Below are 16,711 nucleotides of genomic sequence, written 5' to 3'. Positions count from 1 at the left end.
ACATTCCATAAAATACGAAATGGTCGAAGTCAGCTATGCAGGGGTGAAGGATATGCATGAATTTCGCGGCCTCGGTCTTGGCGCCGGGAACGGCGGTCAATATAGAGGAAGTTTAAAAAAATGGCGCATGCAGGAACTTGCAGCAAATGAGCACCTGGATGTGAAGATACTTTGGCGCGCGCTGCGAGCATTTGTGCCTTACTGGCCCCACGCAATTACCGTTGCTTTGGTAATTCTGATCACGGCTATCGGCGGGGCAATGCCCGCGTGGCTGACTCAGCGGATCATCGATGACGGGATCAACCAACATCAGATGTCCGTCATTATTGATTACACGCTGATTCTGATTGCCATCGCAGTTGTGACGGGCTTGCTTGAAGTCCTGCAGACCTGGCTGAGCAATCTGATCGCTCAGAACGTGATGGCCGATTATAGAATGGCGCTTTTCCATCATCTGCAGCGGCAGACGGTCAGTTTTTTTGCTTACCGGAAATCGGGTGATCTGGTGTCTTGCGTAAGCAATGATGTTGAAGCGATCCAAAGTGTCGTGACAACCACGGTTGTTGGTTTTGTCAGTAATTTTTTGAATATAGCGGCTACTTTGTTTCTCATGTTCAGTATGAACTGGCGGTTGGCAGTACTTGCTTTGATTGTTGTGCCTGGTTTTGTCATTCCGACTCAGCGGGTAGGTAGAACTAGACAATCGCTGCAGGCGCAGATTCAACACTGGCTTGCCGTGATGACGATTCAGCTCAGTGAATCACTCGGCGTGAGCGGCGCTTTACTGATCCGTATTTTTAATCGGCAGGCTGCTGAGGAAAAGCAATTTTCGGAGTCCAACCAGACGCTTCGCGATCTCCAGGTTCATACAGCTCTTGTCGGCCGCTGGCTGTTCATGTGGCTCAACATGTTTTCCTCAATTGGTCCGGCACTCTTATGGGCTTATGGGGGCTGGCTCGTTATCAATCACCAGATCGGACTCGGAGTCATCGTGGCTTTCACCGCTTTGCTTTCACGCCTCTATGGTCCGCTTAGCCAGCTGGCTCAGCTTCATGTCAGTATACTTTCTTCTATTGCGCTGTTTCGGCGCATTTTCGAGGTTATGGATATCGAGCCGGAAGTACAGGACGGACCACTAACCCTATCGAAGAACAGCGTAAAAGGCGGGATTCATCTGGAGAATGTTTCATTTTCTTACGGAGACAGGCAAAAAAACTACAGATCAAACAGCGGCTCTGAAAATGAAGACAAAACCGCGGTCCGGGATAGCTACGAAGAGAAACGGACGCGATGGGCATTGAGAGACGTCACACTGACTATAAAACCGGGCGGTGGCACTTNTGACTATAAAACCGGGCGAAACGGTGGCACTTGTCGGCCCGAGCGGCGCCGGTAAAACGACTATGCTTAATCTTATTCCGCGGTTTTCCGACCCCAACCGAGGCTGTCTATATTTGGACAACATGGATAACAAATCGTTGACTCTGACATCACTGCGATCGCAAATGGGCATGGTTCCACAGGATCCTTTCTTCTTTCATGATACGGTTGCTTACAACCTCCGTCTTGCAAGGGAGGACGCCTCTATAGAGGAGATGGTGGTAGCCTGTAAAGCCGCCCAAATTCACGAAACGATAGCCGCGATGCCGGCAGGATACGATACCGTTGTTGGTGAGCGCGGCTATCGTCTGTCCGGCGGTGAACGCCAGCGTTTGGCGATCGCACGTGTGCTGCTGCAGGAACCCAAGATTGTTCTTCTTGATGAAGCTACGAGTTCTCTGGATTCACTCATAGAACGCAAGATTCAAAATGCACTGGCCTCTTTGCTGCAGGGACGGACCGCACTTGTCATTGCTCATCGTCTTTCGACAGTTCTCGGAGCGGATAAAATCGTTGTCATGGAAAAAGGCCGGATCGTATCTATCGGCACGCATGCTTTTTTGCTTGAGGACTGCCCGCTGTATAGGAAATTATATGAAACTCAGTTTAAAACTGCAGGTATGTAAAAAATTGTTATTGATAATGTCTCAGAGGTTCACACTCCATTCATCTTGCTTGTTTACAGTCATCTGGAGAAGAGTGGCTGTCATTTAGGAAGCTAGGTCCTCAGACGTATAAGAGGTTAAAACTTGAGGATGTTTTAAATGTCTCTGATCTCATATACTATGACACTATGGGGTAAACATGTGAAAGATTAGACAGTGGAAAGCGACATTGGAGGGAACACATTGAGTTACGTTGAACTGAAAGACATCCACAAATCGTATCACCTGGGAGCTAAAAAAACATTTCCCGTTTTGAACGGCATTGATCTGAAATTTGAGCGGGGGGAATTTGTCTCCATTTTGGGTGAGTCCGGCGGTGGTAAATCCACTTTGATGAACATCATCGGAGGCATGGATCAGGACTATTCAGGAGAAGTGCTGATTAACGGAAGATCATTGAGAACCATGAAAGAAAAAGAATTGGATGATTACCGCAAAGCAAACGTCGGCTTTATTTTTCAAAACTTCAATTTGATTAATCACTTATCTGTTTTAGATAATGTCTTGCTAACGCTGAAAATGACATCGATGACGGAGAAAGAAAGAGTGGATCGTGCAAAAAGCCTGCTTGGAACCGTCGGACTGGCCGACCATTTAACAAAGCGGCCGAACCAGCTGTCCGGCGGGCAAAAACAGCGCGTGGCGATCGCCCGGGCGCTGGCGAGCAATCCGGACATTATCCTGGCTGATGAACCGACAGGCGCTCTGGATAAAAAGAATAGTAAGCAAATTATGGAATTGCTCGATACGATTGCCAAGCAGGGGAAATTAGTCATTACCGTCACTCATTCCCAGACTGTCGCTGATTACGGCACGCGCATTATCAAGATTGATGATGGGAAGATTGCCGACGATATCAGTCTGCGTGATAAATATCCGGCACAGAATGATCGCAATGGTCAAAAATCCAAGAATCTGAGCTTTGGCGCTACATTTAAAATGGCGCTGACGAACATTGGCCATAATACCAAACGCAATATTCTTGTTTCAATCGGCGGTGCAATCGGTATCTTCAGTGTAATTATCATGTTGGCACTCGGCAGTGGTGTTCAAGGTTACATTAATGATCAGATTACGAAAAATCTTAATCCGACCGTTATCCAATTGGCGAAAACGCAGGCGATGAAGAATCAAGCCTCATCTACAGGAGGAGGCGGAGTCAGCAAATCATCTTCCATCTCGCAGAACGATTTGAACCAGATCAAAGCAGTGAAACATGTGTCGTCGGCTGAAAGCGGCGTTTATCTGGCTTCGACAAAAGTCCAATATGGTTCGTCACTGGCAAACACTCAGTATTTTGAATCGGTCAATGGCACAATACCACAGAAAGATATTTCGAAAGGCGGGTTTCCAAAGGACGGCGAAATCCTGATCAGCACGGATGTCGGGAAGCAGCTGGCAAAAGACCCTAATTCCCTGATTGGAAAAAAAGTGACGCTTTACATAAACGGGATGAATAATCAGCGGCGCCCGATTGTGCTTTCTGAAACACTTAAAGTATCCGGCATAGCAGGCGGAAAAGCGGAGACGGGACTGGCTACCACAACTTTTCAGACCGTTCACGCGATCTATCAGAAACAGCATCTGACATTAAAACCGAATTTCGCAACGGTTAAAGTTGATCAAATCGCCAATGTCAAGTCGGTCCAAAATCACTTTAAGTCCCACGGTTACACAATCACTGGCGTCGGCAGCTTTTTGGATACATTGAATACGTATATATCATTGGCCTCATATGTCCTCGCTGCCATTGCGGGTATCTCGCTGCTCGTTTCAGCGATTATGATTATCGTGGTACTCTACATCAGCGTCACGGAGCGGACGAAGGAAATCGGCATTTTACGTGCACTGGGCGCGCGCCGTAAGGATATCCGTCATCTCTTCTTTTCAGAGGCAGGCCTATTAGGCTTATTAAGCGGTGTTCTTGGCGTAATCATTGCTTATTTGGCCGCGCTGCTCGGCAATTCCCTGGCGAAACCGCATATTCACACGTCTATTCTGAACGTGAATGTACCTTACATCATATTTGGTATTGCGATCAGTGTTCTGATCAGTGTGATCGCCGGTCTCGCTCCGTCCGCCAAAGCAGCGAATCTTGATCCGGTTGAATCATTACGCCGGTTTGAGTAAAACATATTAAGGAAAAGTGATCATAAAATCTACTAAGCCCCGTGCCGGAGCAGGAATGAATCCGGTATGGGGCTTACTTTTATATGGACTCAGGGAAAGAGGAAGTTTTTCTGCTCCTATATTTTCAAAATGTGTCATCAGAACTATTTCATAAAATCGGCAGGCGCCCTTAGCTGCCAGTTAAGTTCACTATTTACTTTTTTGATAAAAGGTTTGAGCACTTCATCCAGATAATTTTGCGACATTAACATCTTGGGTGCGCTCATCGACCATCCAAAAATCAGCTTCTGAAAAGACCCCAGTTCCTTATAGGAAGGATCCAGATGTTTATAGACGTCGTCGATTATTAGTTGTACTTCGGATTCTGAACACAATCCATTTTCAGCATCCAGTATGGCTTTCGAAGGATCTTCAAGATACAATTTAACGTTCTCAGGTTCAACGGTCATGATTCAGCATCTCCTAACGGATGTTACTAAATTTATCTATATTTTACCATATTTTTTATGAATGCGCTTTAAAAATTAAAATTTACACAAAAGACGAATGGTCGGAAAAAATATGATTTTTTATACAAATTTTTCAATAATTTCTGAATGCATCTTGAGCTAATACGCCTCTGGCTGTAAACTAATCAACAAAGAATGATCTCTGTTCGAAGCAGTAATAGAATCAATGTGCCAGCAACAGCGAGGTTTCAGGCATTCTCCCGGGTGATGGAAAAAGTGGGGAGGATTGTTGAAATAAGATAAGGAACAAATGGTCGTGAGGTATATTGACACAGAGAATGAGGATGAAAATTAAATGTTGCCCCTAACTAAGCTGAAGTCACTCCCAACCGATCAATTGATCAAAGAATTATCGAATCATCGCATTTCCATTATGAGAAACTTGAACACATTTCTGGATTGTGAAATGCAGGGCACAGAATCGGAGTAAAAAAATCATGAACAGAGAAATATTTAGACGGCATACCCAATCTTTAAACGCGCTGGCTATTCCGTTAATCGCCAACGCCGTCTTTGGACTCGCGATCGAGCTGATTGACCAGGCGATGCTCGGCCATGTATCCATTGCTGCTTTTCAGTCGGTTGGAGCAATCGGGAATTTTTTATACACCATCAGCGGCATATTGGGGAGCCTGGCCATTACGTTTAATATTTACGGCTCACGTGCCATGGGAGAAAATCGGCCTGAGAATTATTACGATTACCTGATTTCTTCCCTCGTCATGAATGGTATATTGGGAATTGGTTTCGGCCTGCTCCTTTTGGTGACCGAAATTCCCCTGCTAAGGGGGTTGTATGGATTTTCCGGATCAACGCTTCGGGCCGGGGTCGATTATCTTTCGATTATGAGCGGTTACGTGCTGCTTCAGCTTGTGAGTTTTACACTCACAAATTGTCTGAAAATCAGGAAGAAGACGAGATGGATTTTTATTGTCTCAACGACCACGACCATCATTCACACTTGCCTGAACTATTTGCTTATCTTTGGTGCGTTCGGTTTTCCACTATTGAGTGTACGTGGCGCCGCACTGTCGGATATAGTGACACTGTGTCTGGATATTATCATATACTCAGTTGTTCTGAGGGACGATCTTAAAGCTTCGTTCCGCCATCGTCCAACCGTGATTTCCTCTATTTTTTCCAGAAGCCTTCCGCTGATGGGGCAGGAAACATTGGAAGGCAGCATATTTGTCATTGGACTTAACGCAATCCTTTCGCATATCGGCGGCCTGGCACTATCAGGCTATCTGCTCATTTCCCAGCTTTTTCAAATTACGTTTATCCCGACCTATATGTACGGCACAGCCCTGATCACCGTCGTCAGTGAAAGCTTCGGCTCGCGGAACAGGAACGGCATGAGCGATATACCGAAAGTCGCAGCGGTATGGGTGATGGCCCTTTTCTCAGTTCTGGGTATCCTTTCTTTTCTATTAAGAGAACCGCTGATCGGCCTGATCACCAATCAGATTCACCTGATTCGCTACGCTGCAGACATTTTTATTATTCTGTTGCTGGCCAATCTCTTCAGGCCATTGTTTGAGGTCTATAAATCATCGCTGCAATCTGTAGGGAAAAGTGTTTATGTCCTAAGTCGGTCTTTTATTATTGAACTGATCAGTCTGGCCGTGATGTTGATTCTGTCCTTTGCCTTAAGAATGGGGCTGAACGGTGTCGCCGCCTGCCTGTTTTTTAATTATGCTGTGCTGTATTTTCTTCTCAGAATGTTTTATAAAAAAAGCGTAGAAATACGGGCCGTAAAAGAGGGTCATAGTGAGCCTTTTCTTAACATAAAATAACTCCGCTGTCTTGCGGCAAACGGCCGGGTACTGTTACAATTCAAATATGCATCTGATTGGGAAGGGAAATTTCTAAATATGTGATTGCCATCGCAGAAACTCCAGAAAAAGTCATTTGAAAAAGAACTGAGGAAAAATGAGTGAGCAAAAGCAGGCCCACTTTGTTTTCTCACAGATTCTTTTTCAATTAAAAAGGAGAAATAATGCAATGGCAAAAAAATATTCTTTCCGGTATCTCTGGATGGGCCAGTCGCTGGCCAATTGCGGGGATGTCTTTTATATTGTCGGGCTGATGACCGTTATCTATACCGTGACAAGGTCTGCCTTCTACATGTCGCTGGTGCCTTTCTTTACCACTTTTTCCCGCTTTATCAGCGGGCTGCTGGCCCCGCTTGTGCTTGATCAGATCGGCCTTAAGGGATCACTGGTCCGTTCACAGCTGGGGAAGACCATTCTCTTATTGATTCTGGCTGTTCTTCTCCAGATCCATTTCATCGATCATTTTATTTTCCTTCTGTTTCTTTTCGTGATTCTAATCAGTTTTCTGGATGGCTGGGCAATGCCGGCCCGCAATGCCATGGTCCCGATCCTCGTTGGTAGAAAAGGTTTGGTTAAAGCCAATGGTTTTCTATCCATCCTTGATCAGACGATCAACATGAGCGGCTGGGCGCTCGGGGGAGTTCTTGCCGCTTTCATTGGTGGAAGCGGCATGGTCGGAGTGACCGTTCTCTTATTCGTTCTTTCAACCTTATTCATGCTGCTGATAAGCGAGCAGCCCGAAATGCATCTTCACCATGGGAAAGCAAGATCTAAAAAGCTGGGCGGAATGAAAGAAGGGTGGGTCGCGATCTGGCATACACCAGTGTTGCGAATCATCAGCATTACGGACATCTTGGGCTCTGCGGCTTCTGTTGTATGGATGGCAGCAATTGTTTATGTTTTTGTCAATCACGCACTGCATGTCGGTGAAGCATGGTGGGGCTACATCAACTTTGCTTACTTTGCAGGGCTGATCGCCGGCGGTGTGATAGCAGTCGGTAGTTCTACTTTTATCGATAAACACTTGATGGCTGCTTCTCTCATCGGATTATTTGCGACATCCGTTTTGACGCTATGTTTCGGATGGAACCCGATTCCGATTGCCGCACTGCTGCTTTCTCTGCTGGTCGGTTTATTCGAACAGCTGAAGACCATTTCATTTGGAACCCTGATCCAGAAAAGTACAGGATTCGGTGTGCTGGCAAAAGTTTATTCTGCAACAGACGCTCTCTACGCACTTTCCTACGGAGCGGCTACTCTGATCATTGGCTATCTGACGGACCAGGTCGGTGTGCAGGCCATATTTACCTTATCTGCTTTTCTTTTGTTTCTTTCATTTTTGTTTGTGGTGTTTAGCAGAAAGCGTTTAGCTGTAAATGATAGAAATGAAGATTAAAAAGAGGAGTGGTTTGATCTGAACCCCAAAAGCTGGACACATTTTTAAGCTGTTTGCTCGGTAGTCGAAATCCGATAATCAATCGGACTTAGACCCCCGAGTTTTTCTTTGATTCTGGATCTATTATAGTACTTAATCCATTCACGCATGGCCCGTTTAAGTTCTTCCCGAGTCTGATAATCATGAGAATGGACTGTTTCAGCCTTCATGATGTGAAAGAAGCTTTCCATCTGGGCATTATCTAAACAGGTGGCCTTCCGAGACATACTCTGATAGACCCGATGCGATTTAAGTTCTCTGCACCACGCCTCATTCTGGTATTGGAACCCCTGATCTGTGTGCACATAGGTACGATAGTGATGCTCAGGAAGATGCTCCAGGGCCTCATGAAGCGGTTTGAGCGCAAAAGCGACAGTTGGATGGTCACTGATCGCAAAGGATAGGATTTCGTCGGAATAGAGATCCAGCACAGGTTCAAGATAAAGGCGTTCTCTCGTCGTTTTGCGGCCCCAACGAAATTCAGAGACGTCCGCCACCAGTTTCTGGAATGGACGGTCGGTTATGAAGCGGCGGCGGAGCCGATTCTTAGCGATTTTCCCAACGGTCCCCTTGTACGAGTTGTATTTACGCATCCGTTTGGTATAGAAGGTTGACTGGAGACCTTCGGCTTCCATAATGCGCTGCACTTTCTTATGATTTACAGTCACGTGCTGATTATTTTTCAGAGCTAAGAAGACACGACGATAACCGTAATCTGGATGGTCCTGCTTGATTGCTTTTATTTCCGAGGTTACCGGGTCATCCCCCTCTGCCTGTGGGCGGTGAAGCTCATAATAATACACGCTCTTAGGCAGTTTCACCACTCGAAGAATATCACTCAGAGAGTCGTGCTGCCTCAGCTCAGTAACTACTTGCGCTTGTTCCGTTCGTGTTGCTCTCTCTGACGAACTAAGGCCTCTAATTTTTTTAAATACTCATTCTCGATCCGGAGTAATTTGTTTTCTTTCTCCAGATCCTTAAGTCGTTGTTGATCTGATTCAAATGGTTCTTCCACTTTTTTATTTCTCTTAACTTGATTTGTAGGATCTGATTTCTTTCGTTTCCCCATGGGTGGACGCCCTCGCTTTGTTCTCAATCCATCCAATCCCCTTGCTTGAAACCGTCGATCCCACTGATAGATCGTAGAGGATGTAGAGATATTAAAGTGGTTGGCGGTTTCATTAAGAGATGAATGGTTCTCCTTCATCCACTTTAATACTTCCAGTTTGAAATTGCTGGCGTACTCCGACCGTTTTTCACGATTTTTGAATCCTACAGAACCATTCGATTGATATTGATGCATCCATTTCAGGACAGTGTCATGTCCTGGTATATGATATTTATGGTGTAGAAAAGTGCTGCCTGCCCCGACCAGATACTCACTAATAATTTTCACTTTAAAATCATTAGAGTACTTTGTCACATGAAAACCCCCTAAAGTTGGTTTGTTGTCCAACTTTAGGGGGTCACTTCAGTTCTCAGTACTCTTTTTCATGGGGCTTTTTTACCGGAATTGTTGGATGAGCCATCATTGCACCGATTATCGTGATTGCGGTTAATTCTGTAATTATTATCAGATAAAGAAAATCAGAGAAAAGTCTCTGTATCGGAGCGAAAATAAAGAATAGTGAGCGGAAAGAGTGGGTGACTCCTAAAAAATCATGGTCTTTACAGCCGCGGTCTTGGTTATTTGCCTCAAGATCGCGGCTTAATTTGTGCGTATAGTTAACGAAAGCATCCAGGTGATTGAACGTCCAAATTTATTGTCTGTTGTGAAAAAATAACTCCCTTCAAATATTACGCCCTTCGCAGAAGAAATTTCTTTGAGCGTCACTCCCTATTCGTGTTAATGGCGCGGTAATTCACTTGTTATACAAACTATTGATAGACTGATAGAGAATCTGAGAAAATCTTAATCTTTTATTCAGCTAATTTTCATATATGGCTGATATAATTATAAATGATTGTCGAGCAGGGATTTGCAGTCGCTAAAAGTAAAGCATGAAATATGGGACGCTGTTTGTCTTTTCAACTGTGATGACGCGTCATGATTTATCAATATTTCTAGAACAGGAGTGCCATAGGATGAAAATTATAGTTGCTGGTGGAGATGGATTTTGCGGATGGCCGACCGCTTTGTATCTTTCAAAAAAGGGTCACGAGGTATCGATTATCGATAATTTTTCCAGGAGAAAATGGGACGGTGAGCTTCATTCGAACTCACTGACACCGATCCTGACTTTGAAAGAGCGCATTGAAAAATGGAAACAGCTGACCGGAAAAACGATCAAATTTTATGAGGGTGATCTGAACCATTATGACTTTTTGAGTCAGGTGCTGAAACACGTGGTTCCCGATGCGTTTGTTCATTTTGCTGAGCAGCGTTCCGCGCCTTACTCAATGATTGATCGCGAACATGCTGTTTTTACTCAGGTAAATAATGTGGTTGGGACGCTGAATGTCCTTTATGGAATTAAAGAATTTGTTCCTGAATGCCATTTGATCAAATTGGGGACAATGGGTGAATATGGTTTCCCAAATATTCCGATTGAAGAGGGGTACCTCCATGTTCAGCATGAAGGCCGTGAGGATGTGCTGCCATATCCGAAGCAGCCGGGTTCGATGTATCATCTGTCCAAAGTGCATGACAGCCACAATATTATGTTCGCCTGCAAAACGTTTGGCATCCGTGCTACCGATTTGAATCAAGGCATCGTTTATGGTCTGTACACCGACGAAACATCGATGGATCCGGCACTGATTAACCGTCTGGATTATGATGGCGTATTCGGTACAGCGCTCAACCGGTTCATCATTCAGACCGCTGTTGGCCACCCTCTGACCGTTTACGGGAAGGGCGGACAGACCAGAGGATTCCTGAATATTAAGGATACGGTACGCTGTATTGAGATAGCGGCGGAAAATCCGGCAGATTTAGGGGAATTCCGTGTCTTCAATCAGTTTACAGAAGAATTCTCTGTGCAGGATCTGGCCGAAAGGGTGCAGAAAGTCGCCAGTGAAGAAGGAATGCCGATCTCAATCGATCACCTGAAAGATCCGAGGGTTGAGCTGGAAGAACACTTTTTCCATGCGAAACATACGAAATTACAGGAACTCGGTTTGGAGCCGCATTTGCTGACAGAGGATGTCATCAGAAACATTCTGCGTACTGTCATAAAATATAAAGAACGCGTCATACCGGAAAATATATTGCCAACGGTTAACTGGCGATAAATCTGCAGGAGGTTTCCCGCATGAAAATAGTAATCATTACGGAAACATTTCTTCCATCGACAGACGGGATTGTGACGCGACTATGCGAAACGATTAAATGGCTCAATGCGCAGGGACATCAGATTATGGTGATTGCCCCCGATCTGGGCGTTCATGAATTTAATGGCGTTCCAGTGGAGGGTGTACCGGCCCATCTGTTGTTCTTTTACCGGACGAAGCGGTTTGCGTTCCCTTCCCGGCGTGTAAAAAAATACATGGAAGCTTTTCAGCCGGATATTGTCCATGTCGTCAACCCTGCACTGCTTGGTCTGGCCGGCATCTATTATGCACGGCGGCTCGGTTTTCCTTTAATTGCTTCCTATCACACGAATGTGGCACAGTATATGGACTATTATCATCTGGGTTTATTTAAGCCGCTGATGTGGCAGTATTTCCGTCTCATGCATAACAGAGCGGAGATGAATCTGTGCACCTCACGGACGGTGAAAAAAGAACTGAATGCGAGAAAGTTCAGAAATGTTCATTTGTGGAGCAGGGGTGTGGATCTTGAAACTTTCAGCCCGAAAAAGAAGGAGCTTGAGGTTCGCCGCAGAATCACTCATGGACATCCGGGTCAAACAGTGCTCCTCTACGTTGGAAGACTGGCGGCTGAGAAGGAGATTGAAAGGATAAAAGAAGTGCTCGACGCATCTCCGGATCTTTGGCTGGTTCTTGTCGGCGACGGACCTTACCGAAGTGAACTGGAGAACTGTTTTCGTCGCTCAAATGTGACATTTACCGGTTTTCTATATGGTGAAGCATTAGCCAAAGTTTATGCTTCTTCAGACATTTTTGTGTTTCCATCCACTACGGAAACACTGGGACTTGTCATACTTGAAGCGATGGCTTCCGGTCTTCCGGTAATCGCCGCAGACAGCGGTCCATCGCGAGAACAGATTGAAAACGGGAAGAACGGTTTGCTCTATCAGCCGGATCTCCCGGGGGACTTGTGCCAAAAAGTGCTGTCCACTGCGTCCGGAGCGCTTGATCTCAAGACGATGAGTGAAGCAGCGCGGCAGACCAGCATTGACTTAGGGTGGAGCCATGCATCCGAGCAACTGCTTGGTTTTTACGAAATGGCAATTGGAGATGTGCAGTTTGTGCCAGGGAAAAGAAGGATTGTCTGACTGACCTGAATAGTCGCTGAAAAATGAATATTTCTCATGTAAAAGAAAGAGAGGAGGGGCCGGCCCATGTTTCAGTTCACGCAATTTACACTGATTGGAATGACAAATGCTGCCGTGGACCTTGGCTCGCTGAATATCTTGCTTCTCCTTTTCCCGACAAAAGTGCATGCGCTGCTAGTTCTTTACAATACGGTCGCATACATTTTAACCATGATCAACAGTTATTTGCTGAATTCCCGAATCACTTTTAAAAAAAATTCAGATCGAACAATGAGACAGAAGCTATTATATCTTGTTGAAGTCATCATTTGTTTTCTCGTCAGCAATATGGTGTTCGTCGGCGGTTTGTATCTGACTGAGGACATCATGTCAAATGCCTGGATTGCCCAGAATCTATCTAAATTACTCTCCATGGCGATTTCGTCGCTGACAAGCTTTTTTTTGATGAAGTATTATGTATTTAAAAGTAAACAGCCGCAAAAATCGATTTAAGGCAGCCGGCAAACGATAAGCAGCAAATCTCAACGCCCGCTTGTTTCTCCGGTCCTCCTTTGTCACCATTTTTGAATGGATCTGTGAGTGCAACCACGAGCTGATCAAGACTTTTACGGTGCCGTTATATGCCTTTAAAAAGCTGCATTGAGAGTAGACGATAAAAAATTTCTGAATTCATGAGAGCTGATTTTTTGATTATTTAAGCCATTTATAGTTATTCTATAGTTGGCTTTATTTTTTTGCACGTGTAAGTTTTTTCTGAATTCCCGTGTCTGATTTGCCGGGTAATCGTTGAAAACGGCTTACCGTTTCATAAATAGGAGGATGCCGTAACTATGGAAACAACTGATTCAAAACCGTTAACTTATCAGGATAACCAGGATGTTCAAAGGAAAAGATGGTTGATCCTGATCGTCGTCAATCTGTTTACCTTTATGTCTACTCTTGACGCGAGTATTGTGAACGTTGCTTTACCCCAGATTTCACGTGACCTGAATTTGCCGATTGCCAGCAGCCAGTGGATCGTGACGATTTATTTAATGGTCATCTGCGTGCTGATTCTGATGTTCGGCCGGCTGGGTGATATGCTTGGTAAAATTTTTGTGTTTCGTATCGGAACATTGCTGTTTGTTCTCGGTTCACTGATCAGCGGCTTCGGACTGAATTTTGAGCTGCTGTTGACCGGGCGGGTGATCCAGGCAATTGGTGCGTCCATGACGATGGCAAATAATTTTGGTATTGCGACAGATATATTTCCGCGATCGGAGCGCGGACGGGCGCTTGGTCTGATTGGAACATTTGTCTCGTTGGGCGGCATTGCCGGACCGGGGATAGGTGGGATAGTCGTTTCTGCACTCAGCTGGAATTATATTTTCTGGATTAATGTGCCGATCGGTATTGTCGTGATCATCCTTGGGCTGTACGTGCTTCCAAAAGATTTATTCAAGTCAAAGGGAAATCTTGATAAAACCGGTACTTTGATTTTCGGGCTATTTATTACTCTTTTATTTGCCGGGCTGCTGCTCGGCGAGCACTTTGGCTATAAAAACTGGAAGATCGCAGGTTTTCTCATTCTTTCCGTCGTTTTTCTGGCTCTGTTCATCAGAGCCGAGTGGCATAAAGAACAGCCGATGCTTCAGCTGAAACTATTTCAAAATCCACTGTTTTCCGTGGGTATTCTGTGCGGCTATCTTGTTTTTCTGTCCAATTTTTGCTTCACCATTATTGCACCGTTTTACACGCAGGATATTTTAAATATGACAGCGAGAGATTCCGGGCTGTTAATGATGCTCTTTCCAATCATGATGGCCGTCATTGCCCCGATGAGCGGCGCACTGTCAGATAAAATAGGTTCCGAAATTCTGACTTTTATCGGCTTGCTTGTGCTGGTAGCAGCGCAAATTGGTCTTGGATTTCTTGATGAAACGAGCCCGCTTTTCTATGTTGGCATGTTGATTGCCATGCTGGGCATCGGGAGTGCCCTATTTATGTCGCCGAACAACTCACTGGTTATGTCAACAGTGCCCCGTTCACAGCTCGGCAGTGCCGGAAGCGTGAATGCCCTGATCCGGAATCTCGGCATGATCAGCGGTATCACGTTTGCCACGACTTTGCTGTTTGCCTGCATGTCTTCAGCAGCGGGCTATCGTGTGACCGGGCTGATCCCCGGACATCCGGACGTTTTTCTGTACGGTATGCATATTGTTTTTCTCACATCAGCAGGAATTTGTATGTTATGCGCTGTAATCACCGGATTTCGTCTGCTGCAGTCAAGGCGGCATGTCCATCAAAAGGCGGTCTGAAAGTTACGAAGGTGCGGGATGTGGCGTTGCCCAATCATTGCTGAAGAAACTGGAACGAAAGCGAGATCGACCATTAAGGTACATAACCGAACGGAAAATTCGTTATGATGCAACGCTTGCGAAATTCAAATGTGAGGTATTAAAACTAGAGACGGATTACGCAGTTTTAGATTATAAGATGCCGAAAACTGTGGCAGTCGGATCTGCAGAAATTGACGTGAAAGTCTCGGCTGGCAGCCGGACTTTTGCCCATGACTGGACAAAACGCCCTTATAACATCTATTCTGGAGAGACAGCGGCGGAGAATAGTTGGGCACGTATTTCGATATTGTCAAAAACGACCTGAATCACAGATCAGGTCGTTTCCTATGAAGAGCTGCTTGTCAGAGCGGACGGCCGTTCATTTATGCTTGATCAAGAAGAACTGCCAGCATCACTGAAAACATTTGAAAAGGGCGATGTCTACAAGAAACTTAATGAATTAATGCGTTCCCATCATCGGTGCTCCTGTCAATCATTTCGGAAACCCGGCATTTTTCAGAACTCATGAATTTGGAAAAAAAGAGGGATAGTCAGATCATGGAGAACAAAGAAAGTGCGACGGTACGAGGAGAGGTATGAGAAAGCTGAGTTCTCCCGTTATGATCCGGTGGGGCAGGCCCGTTCTTAATGCTTTTCCTCAATTTCTGATGCATGGAAACAATGATTCGAACGTATCGATTAAGGTGGAGGAAGACTATGTGAGAACTATGCATGAGCTGACGAAAAATATTAACCTGACATTGACAACATTTCCCAGTGACAATCACCAGTTCACGGATGCATTGTTCAATTAAATGATGCACAGGCTGAACAACGTGTGGGGTGATTTATATATATGGAAGAGTCAATGGAATCCGTTATTCATAAAGCAGACGCATTCATGAAAAATGGAAATGAGCAGGCGTGTTTGGCTTTGCTCAGCAACCTGTGCGTTCAGGTTCCCGGCAACAGTGACGCGTGGCTTAAGTATGCGCTAGCATTGGATCATTTTTCAAAGGAAGAAGAGGCCATTCCAGTATACCGAAAATCCATGGAAATCGGCCTGGATTATGAGTCGGAACGTACAGCACTCATTTGTCTGGCCTCATCCTATCGCAATATCGGTCAGCTTGATCTGGCAACGGAGACCATAGTAAGAACTTTGAAAAAATATCCTGACAATATTGCTGCTGAATGCTTTTACAGCCTGATATTAGCTGATGCGGGACGGTCCAGGAAGGCAGTGCAATTATTGGGCAGGGCACTATTGAAAAGTCTCGAACCGGCAGCTTTTGAAGGATTTAAAGGAGCGCTGGATTTTAAATTTTCTGCGCTGACAGAATAAGGAATATGAGATGCTTCTGCTGGTTTAAAATAACAAATAGAAAGAGCATGTTCTGAAAAAAGTTGATCAAAACATGTTCTTGTATTATCTGATTTAAGCTACCACTTCAGTTAAACCTAGCCTTTCTTTTTCAATAGACAGTCTGATATTTAAAGAGGACTCCCCTGACAAAGTAGATGGTAGGCTTTTTTATTTTTTTCGGTGTGAAAAAAAGTCATTCAGAATGGTGCGGTGTTCATTTAATATTTTATCTGGCAAATCATCAGGGCTGTGAAACTGATATGAAATGGATTCATTGGGATCAACAATCAAATGACCTTTAAATTTGCTGGTAGTATACATAACGGTAACAGTATAATATTGATCTCCGTTTTCTGCCTGATTCTGTTCAGTGCCAGAGTAAACTCTGAAAAAATGAAGATCGTCTACAGTTAATCCTGTTTCTTCATAGACTTCCCGTTTTGAAGTTTCTTCTGACGATTCTCCAAGTTCCATAAATCCTCCTGGAATTCCCCAAACATTTTTAGGAAACGTGCGTTCCTGGAGCAGTACTTTCTCGTCTTTATCGAGAATCAGCACGGCCGCGACGACTAAAATCAGAGGCCGGTGCCCGACTAGCGTCCGTATTTCTTCGATGTACCCCATATATGTCAACCTCCTTGACTGGCCAATTATAGCACAAAAGACTATCCTT

16 protein-coding genes are annotated in these 16,711 nt (G+C 44.9%); 12 read left to right on the top strand and 4 right to left on the bottom strand.

Features of this window, described 5'->3' with window-relative positions:
* Positions 1–19 precede the first annotated feature (19 nt).
* The 3 genes from COP04_RS12680 (at position 20) to COP04_RS12670 (ending at position 4,175) form a co-directional block, all read left to right on the top strand.
* Positions 20–1,396, top strand: coding sequence for an ABC transporter ATP-binding protein (locus tag COP04_RS12680; RefSeq protein ID WP_100488360.1), 1,377 nt, complete (start codon positions 20–22; stop codon positions 1,394–1,396).
* Positions 1,365–2,006 carry an ABC transporter ATP-binding protein gene (locus tag COP04_RS12675; RefSeq protein ID WP_239984856.1) on the top strand — a complete coding sequence of 214 codons (642 nt, stop codon included), beginning with the start codon at positions 1,365–1,367 and terminating at the stop codon, positions 2,004–2,006. Before COP04_RS12680 ends, COP04_RS12675 begins: the two co-directional genes overlap by 32 nt.
* A 222-nt stretch (positions 2,007–2,228) precedes the next feature.
* The gene (locus tag COP04_RS12670; RefSeq protein ID WP_100488358.1) at positions 2,229–4,175 is read left to right on the top strand and encodes an ABC transporter ATP-binding protein/permease; all 1,947 of its coding nucleotides are present in this window, start codon (positions 2,229–2,231) and stop codon (positions 4,173–4,175) included.
* A gap of 143 nt (positions 4,176–4,318) precedes the next feature.
* Here the strand turns inward: COP04_RS12670 and COP04_RS12665 are convergent, their stop codons facing one another.
* Positions 4,319–4,624: a hypothetical protein gene (locus COP04_RS12665; protein WP_100488357.1), complete on the bottom strand. Its 306-nt coding sequence runs from the start codon at positions 4,622–4,624 to the stop codon at positions 4,319–4,321.
* Between the two features lie 497 nt (positions 4,625–5,121).
* Here COP04_RS12665 and COP04_RS12660 point away from each other — a divergent pair, with 497 nt between their 5' ends.
* Together COP04_RS12660 and COP04_RS12655 are read left to right on the top strand one after the other, a co-directional pair.
* Complete coding sequence (locus COP04_RS12660; RefSeq protein WP_100488356.1) at positions 5,122–6,480, top strand: MATE family efflux transporter; 1,359 nt, start codon at positions 5,122–5,124, stop codon at positions 6,478–6,480.
* Positions 6,481–6,688: 208 nt separating this feature from the next.
* The gene (locus COP04_RS12655) at positions 6,689–7,915 is read left to right on the top strand and encodes an MFS transporter (RefSeq protein ID WP_100488355.1); all 1,227 of its coding nucleotides are present in this window, start codon (positions 6,689–6,691) and stop codon (positions 7,913–7,915) included.
* A gap of 44 nt (positions 7,916–7,959) precedes the next feature.
* On the opposite strand, the gene COP04_RS12650 is transcribed toward COP04_RS12655, so the two are convergent.
* Both COP04_RS12650 and COP04_RS12645 read right to left on the bottom strand, forming a co-directional pair.
* On the bottom strand, positions 7,960–8,877 hold the full coding sequence (locus tag COP04_RS12650; RefSeq protein WP_157800397.1) for an IS3 family transposase: 918 nt from the start codon (positions 8,875–8,877) through the stop codon (positions 7,960–7,962).
* Positions 8,823–9,377: a helix-turn-helix domain-containing protein gene (locus COP04_RS12645; protein ID WP_100486821.1), complete on the bottom strand. Its 555-nt coding sequence runs from the start codon at positions 9,375–9,377 to the stop codon at positions 8,823–8,825. The genes COP04_RS12650 and COP04_RS12645 overlap by 55 nt, the downstream gene beginning before the upstream one ends.
* A gap of 662 nt (positions 9,378–10,039) precedes the next feature.
* On the opposite strand from COP04_RS12645, the gene COP04_RS12640 reads away from it, so the two are divergent.
* The 7 genes from COP04_RS12640 (at position 10,040) to COP04_RS12610 (ending at position 16,017) form a co-directional block, all read left to right on the top strand.
* Positions 10,040–11,188 carry an NAD-dependent epimerase/dehydratase family protein gene (locus COP04_RS12640; RefSeq protein ID WP_100488354.1) on the top strand — a complete coding sequence of 383 codons (1,149 nt, stop codon included), beginning with the start codon at positions 10,040–10,042 and terminating at the stop codon, positions 11,186–11,188.
* A gap of 20 nt (positions 11,189–11,208) precedes the next feature.
* Positions 11,209–12,354 (top strand): glycosyltransferase family 4 protein, encoded by a 1,146-nt coding sequence (locus tag COP04_RS12635; RefSeq protein WP_100488353.1) that lies wholly within the window; start codon positions 11,209–11,211, stop codon positions 12,352–12,354.
* Positions 12,355–12,420: 66 nt separating this feature from the next.
* On the top strand, positions 12,421–12,846 hold the full coding sequence (locus tag COP04_RS12630; protein WP_100488352.1) for a GtrA family protein: 426 nt from the start codon (positions 12,421–12,423) through the stop codon (positions 12,844–12,846).
* Between the two features lie 338 nt (positions 12,847–13,184).
* On the top strand, positions 13,185–14,651 hold the full coding sequence (locus COP04_RS12625) for an MFS transporter (protein ID WP_100488351.1): 1,467 nt from the start codon (positions 13,185–13,187) through the stop codon (positions 14,649–14,651).
* Positions 14,629–14,997, top strand: coding sequence for a hypothetical protein (locus COP04_RS12620; RefSeq protein ID WP_100488350.1), 369 nt, complete (start codon positions 14,629–14,631; stop codon positions 14,995–14,997). Before COP04_RS12625 ends, COP04_RS12620 begins: the two co-directional genes overlap by 23 nt.
* Before the next feature lie 271 nt (positions 14,998–15,268).
* Positions 15,269–15,487: a hypothetical protein gene (locus COP04_RS12615; RefSeq protein WP_100488349.1), complete on the top strand. Its 219-nt coding sequence runs from the start codon at positions 15,269–15,271 to the stop codon at positions 15,485–15,487.
* 41 nt (positions 15,488–15,528) lie between these two features.
* Positions 15,529–16,017, top strand: coding sequence for a tetratricopeptide repeat protein (locus COP04_RS12610; RefSeq protein ID WP_100488348.1), 489 nt, complete (start codon positions 15,529–15,531; stop codon positions 16,015–16,017).
* Between the two features lie 189 nt (positions 16,018–16,206).
* On the opposite strand, the gene COP04_RS12605 is transcribed toward COP04_RS12610, so the two are convergent.
* A complete protein-coding gene (locus COP04_RS12605; protein ID WP_100488347.1) occupies positions 16,207–16,662 on the bottom strand; it encodes an NUDIX hydrolase in 456 nt (151 codons plus the stop codon).
* Positions 16,663–16,711 lie beyond the last annotated feature (49 nt).

Origin of the sequence: Sporolactobacillus pectinivorans (genome assembly GCF_002802965.1) — a bacterium.
Taxonomy (GTDB): Bacteria; Bacillota; Bacilli; order Bacillales; family Sporolactobacillaceae; genus Sporolactobacillus; species Sporolactobacillus pectinivorans.
This window is presented reverse-complemented; position numbering and strand designations above follow the sequence as displayed.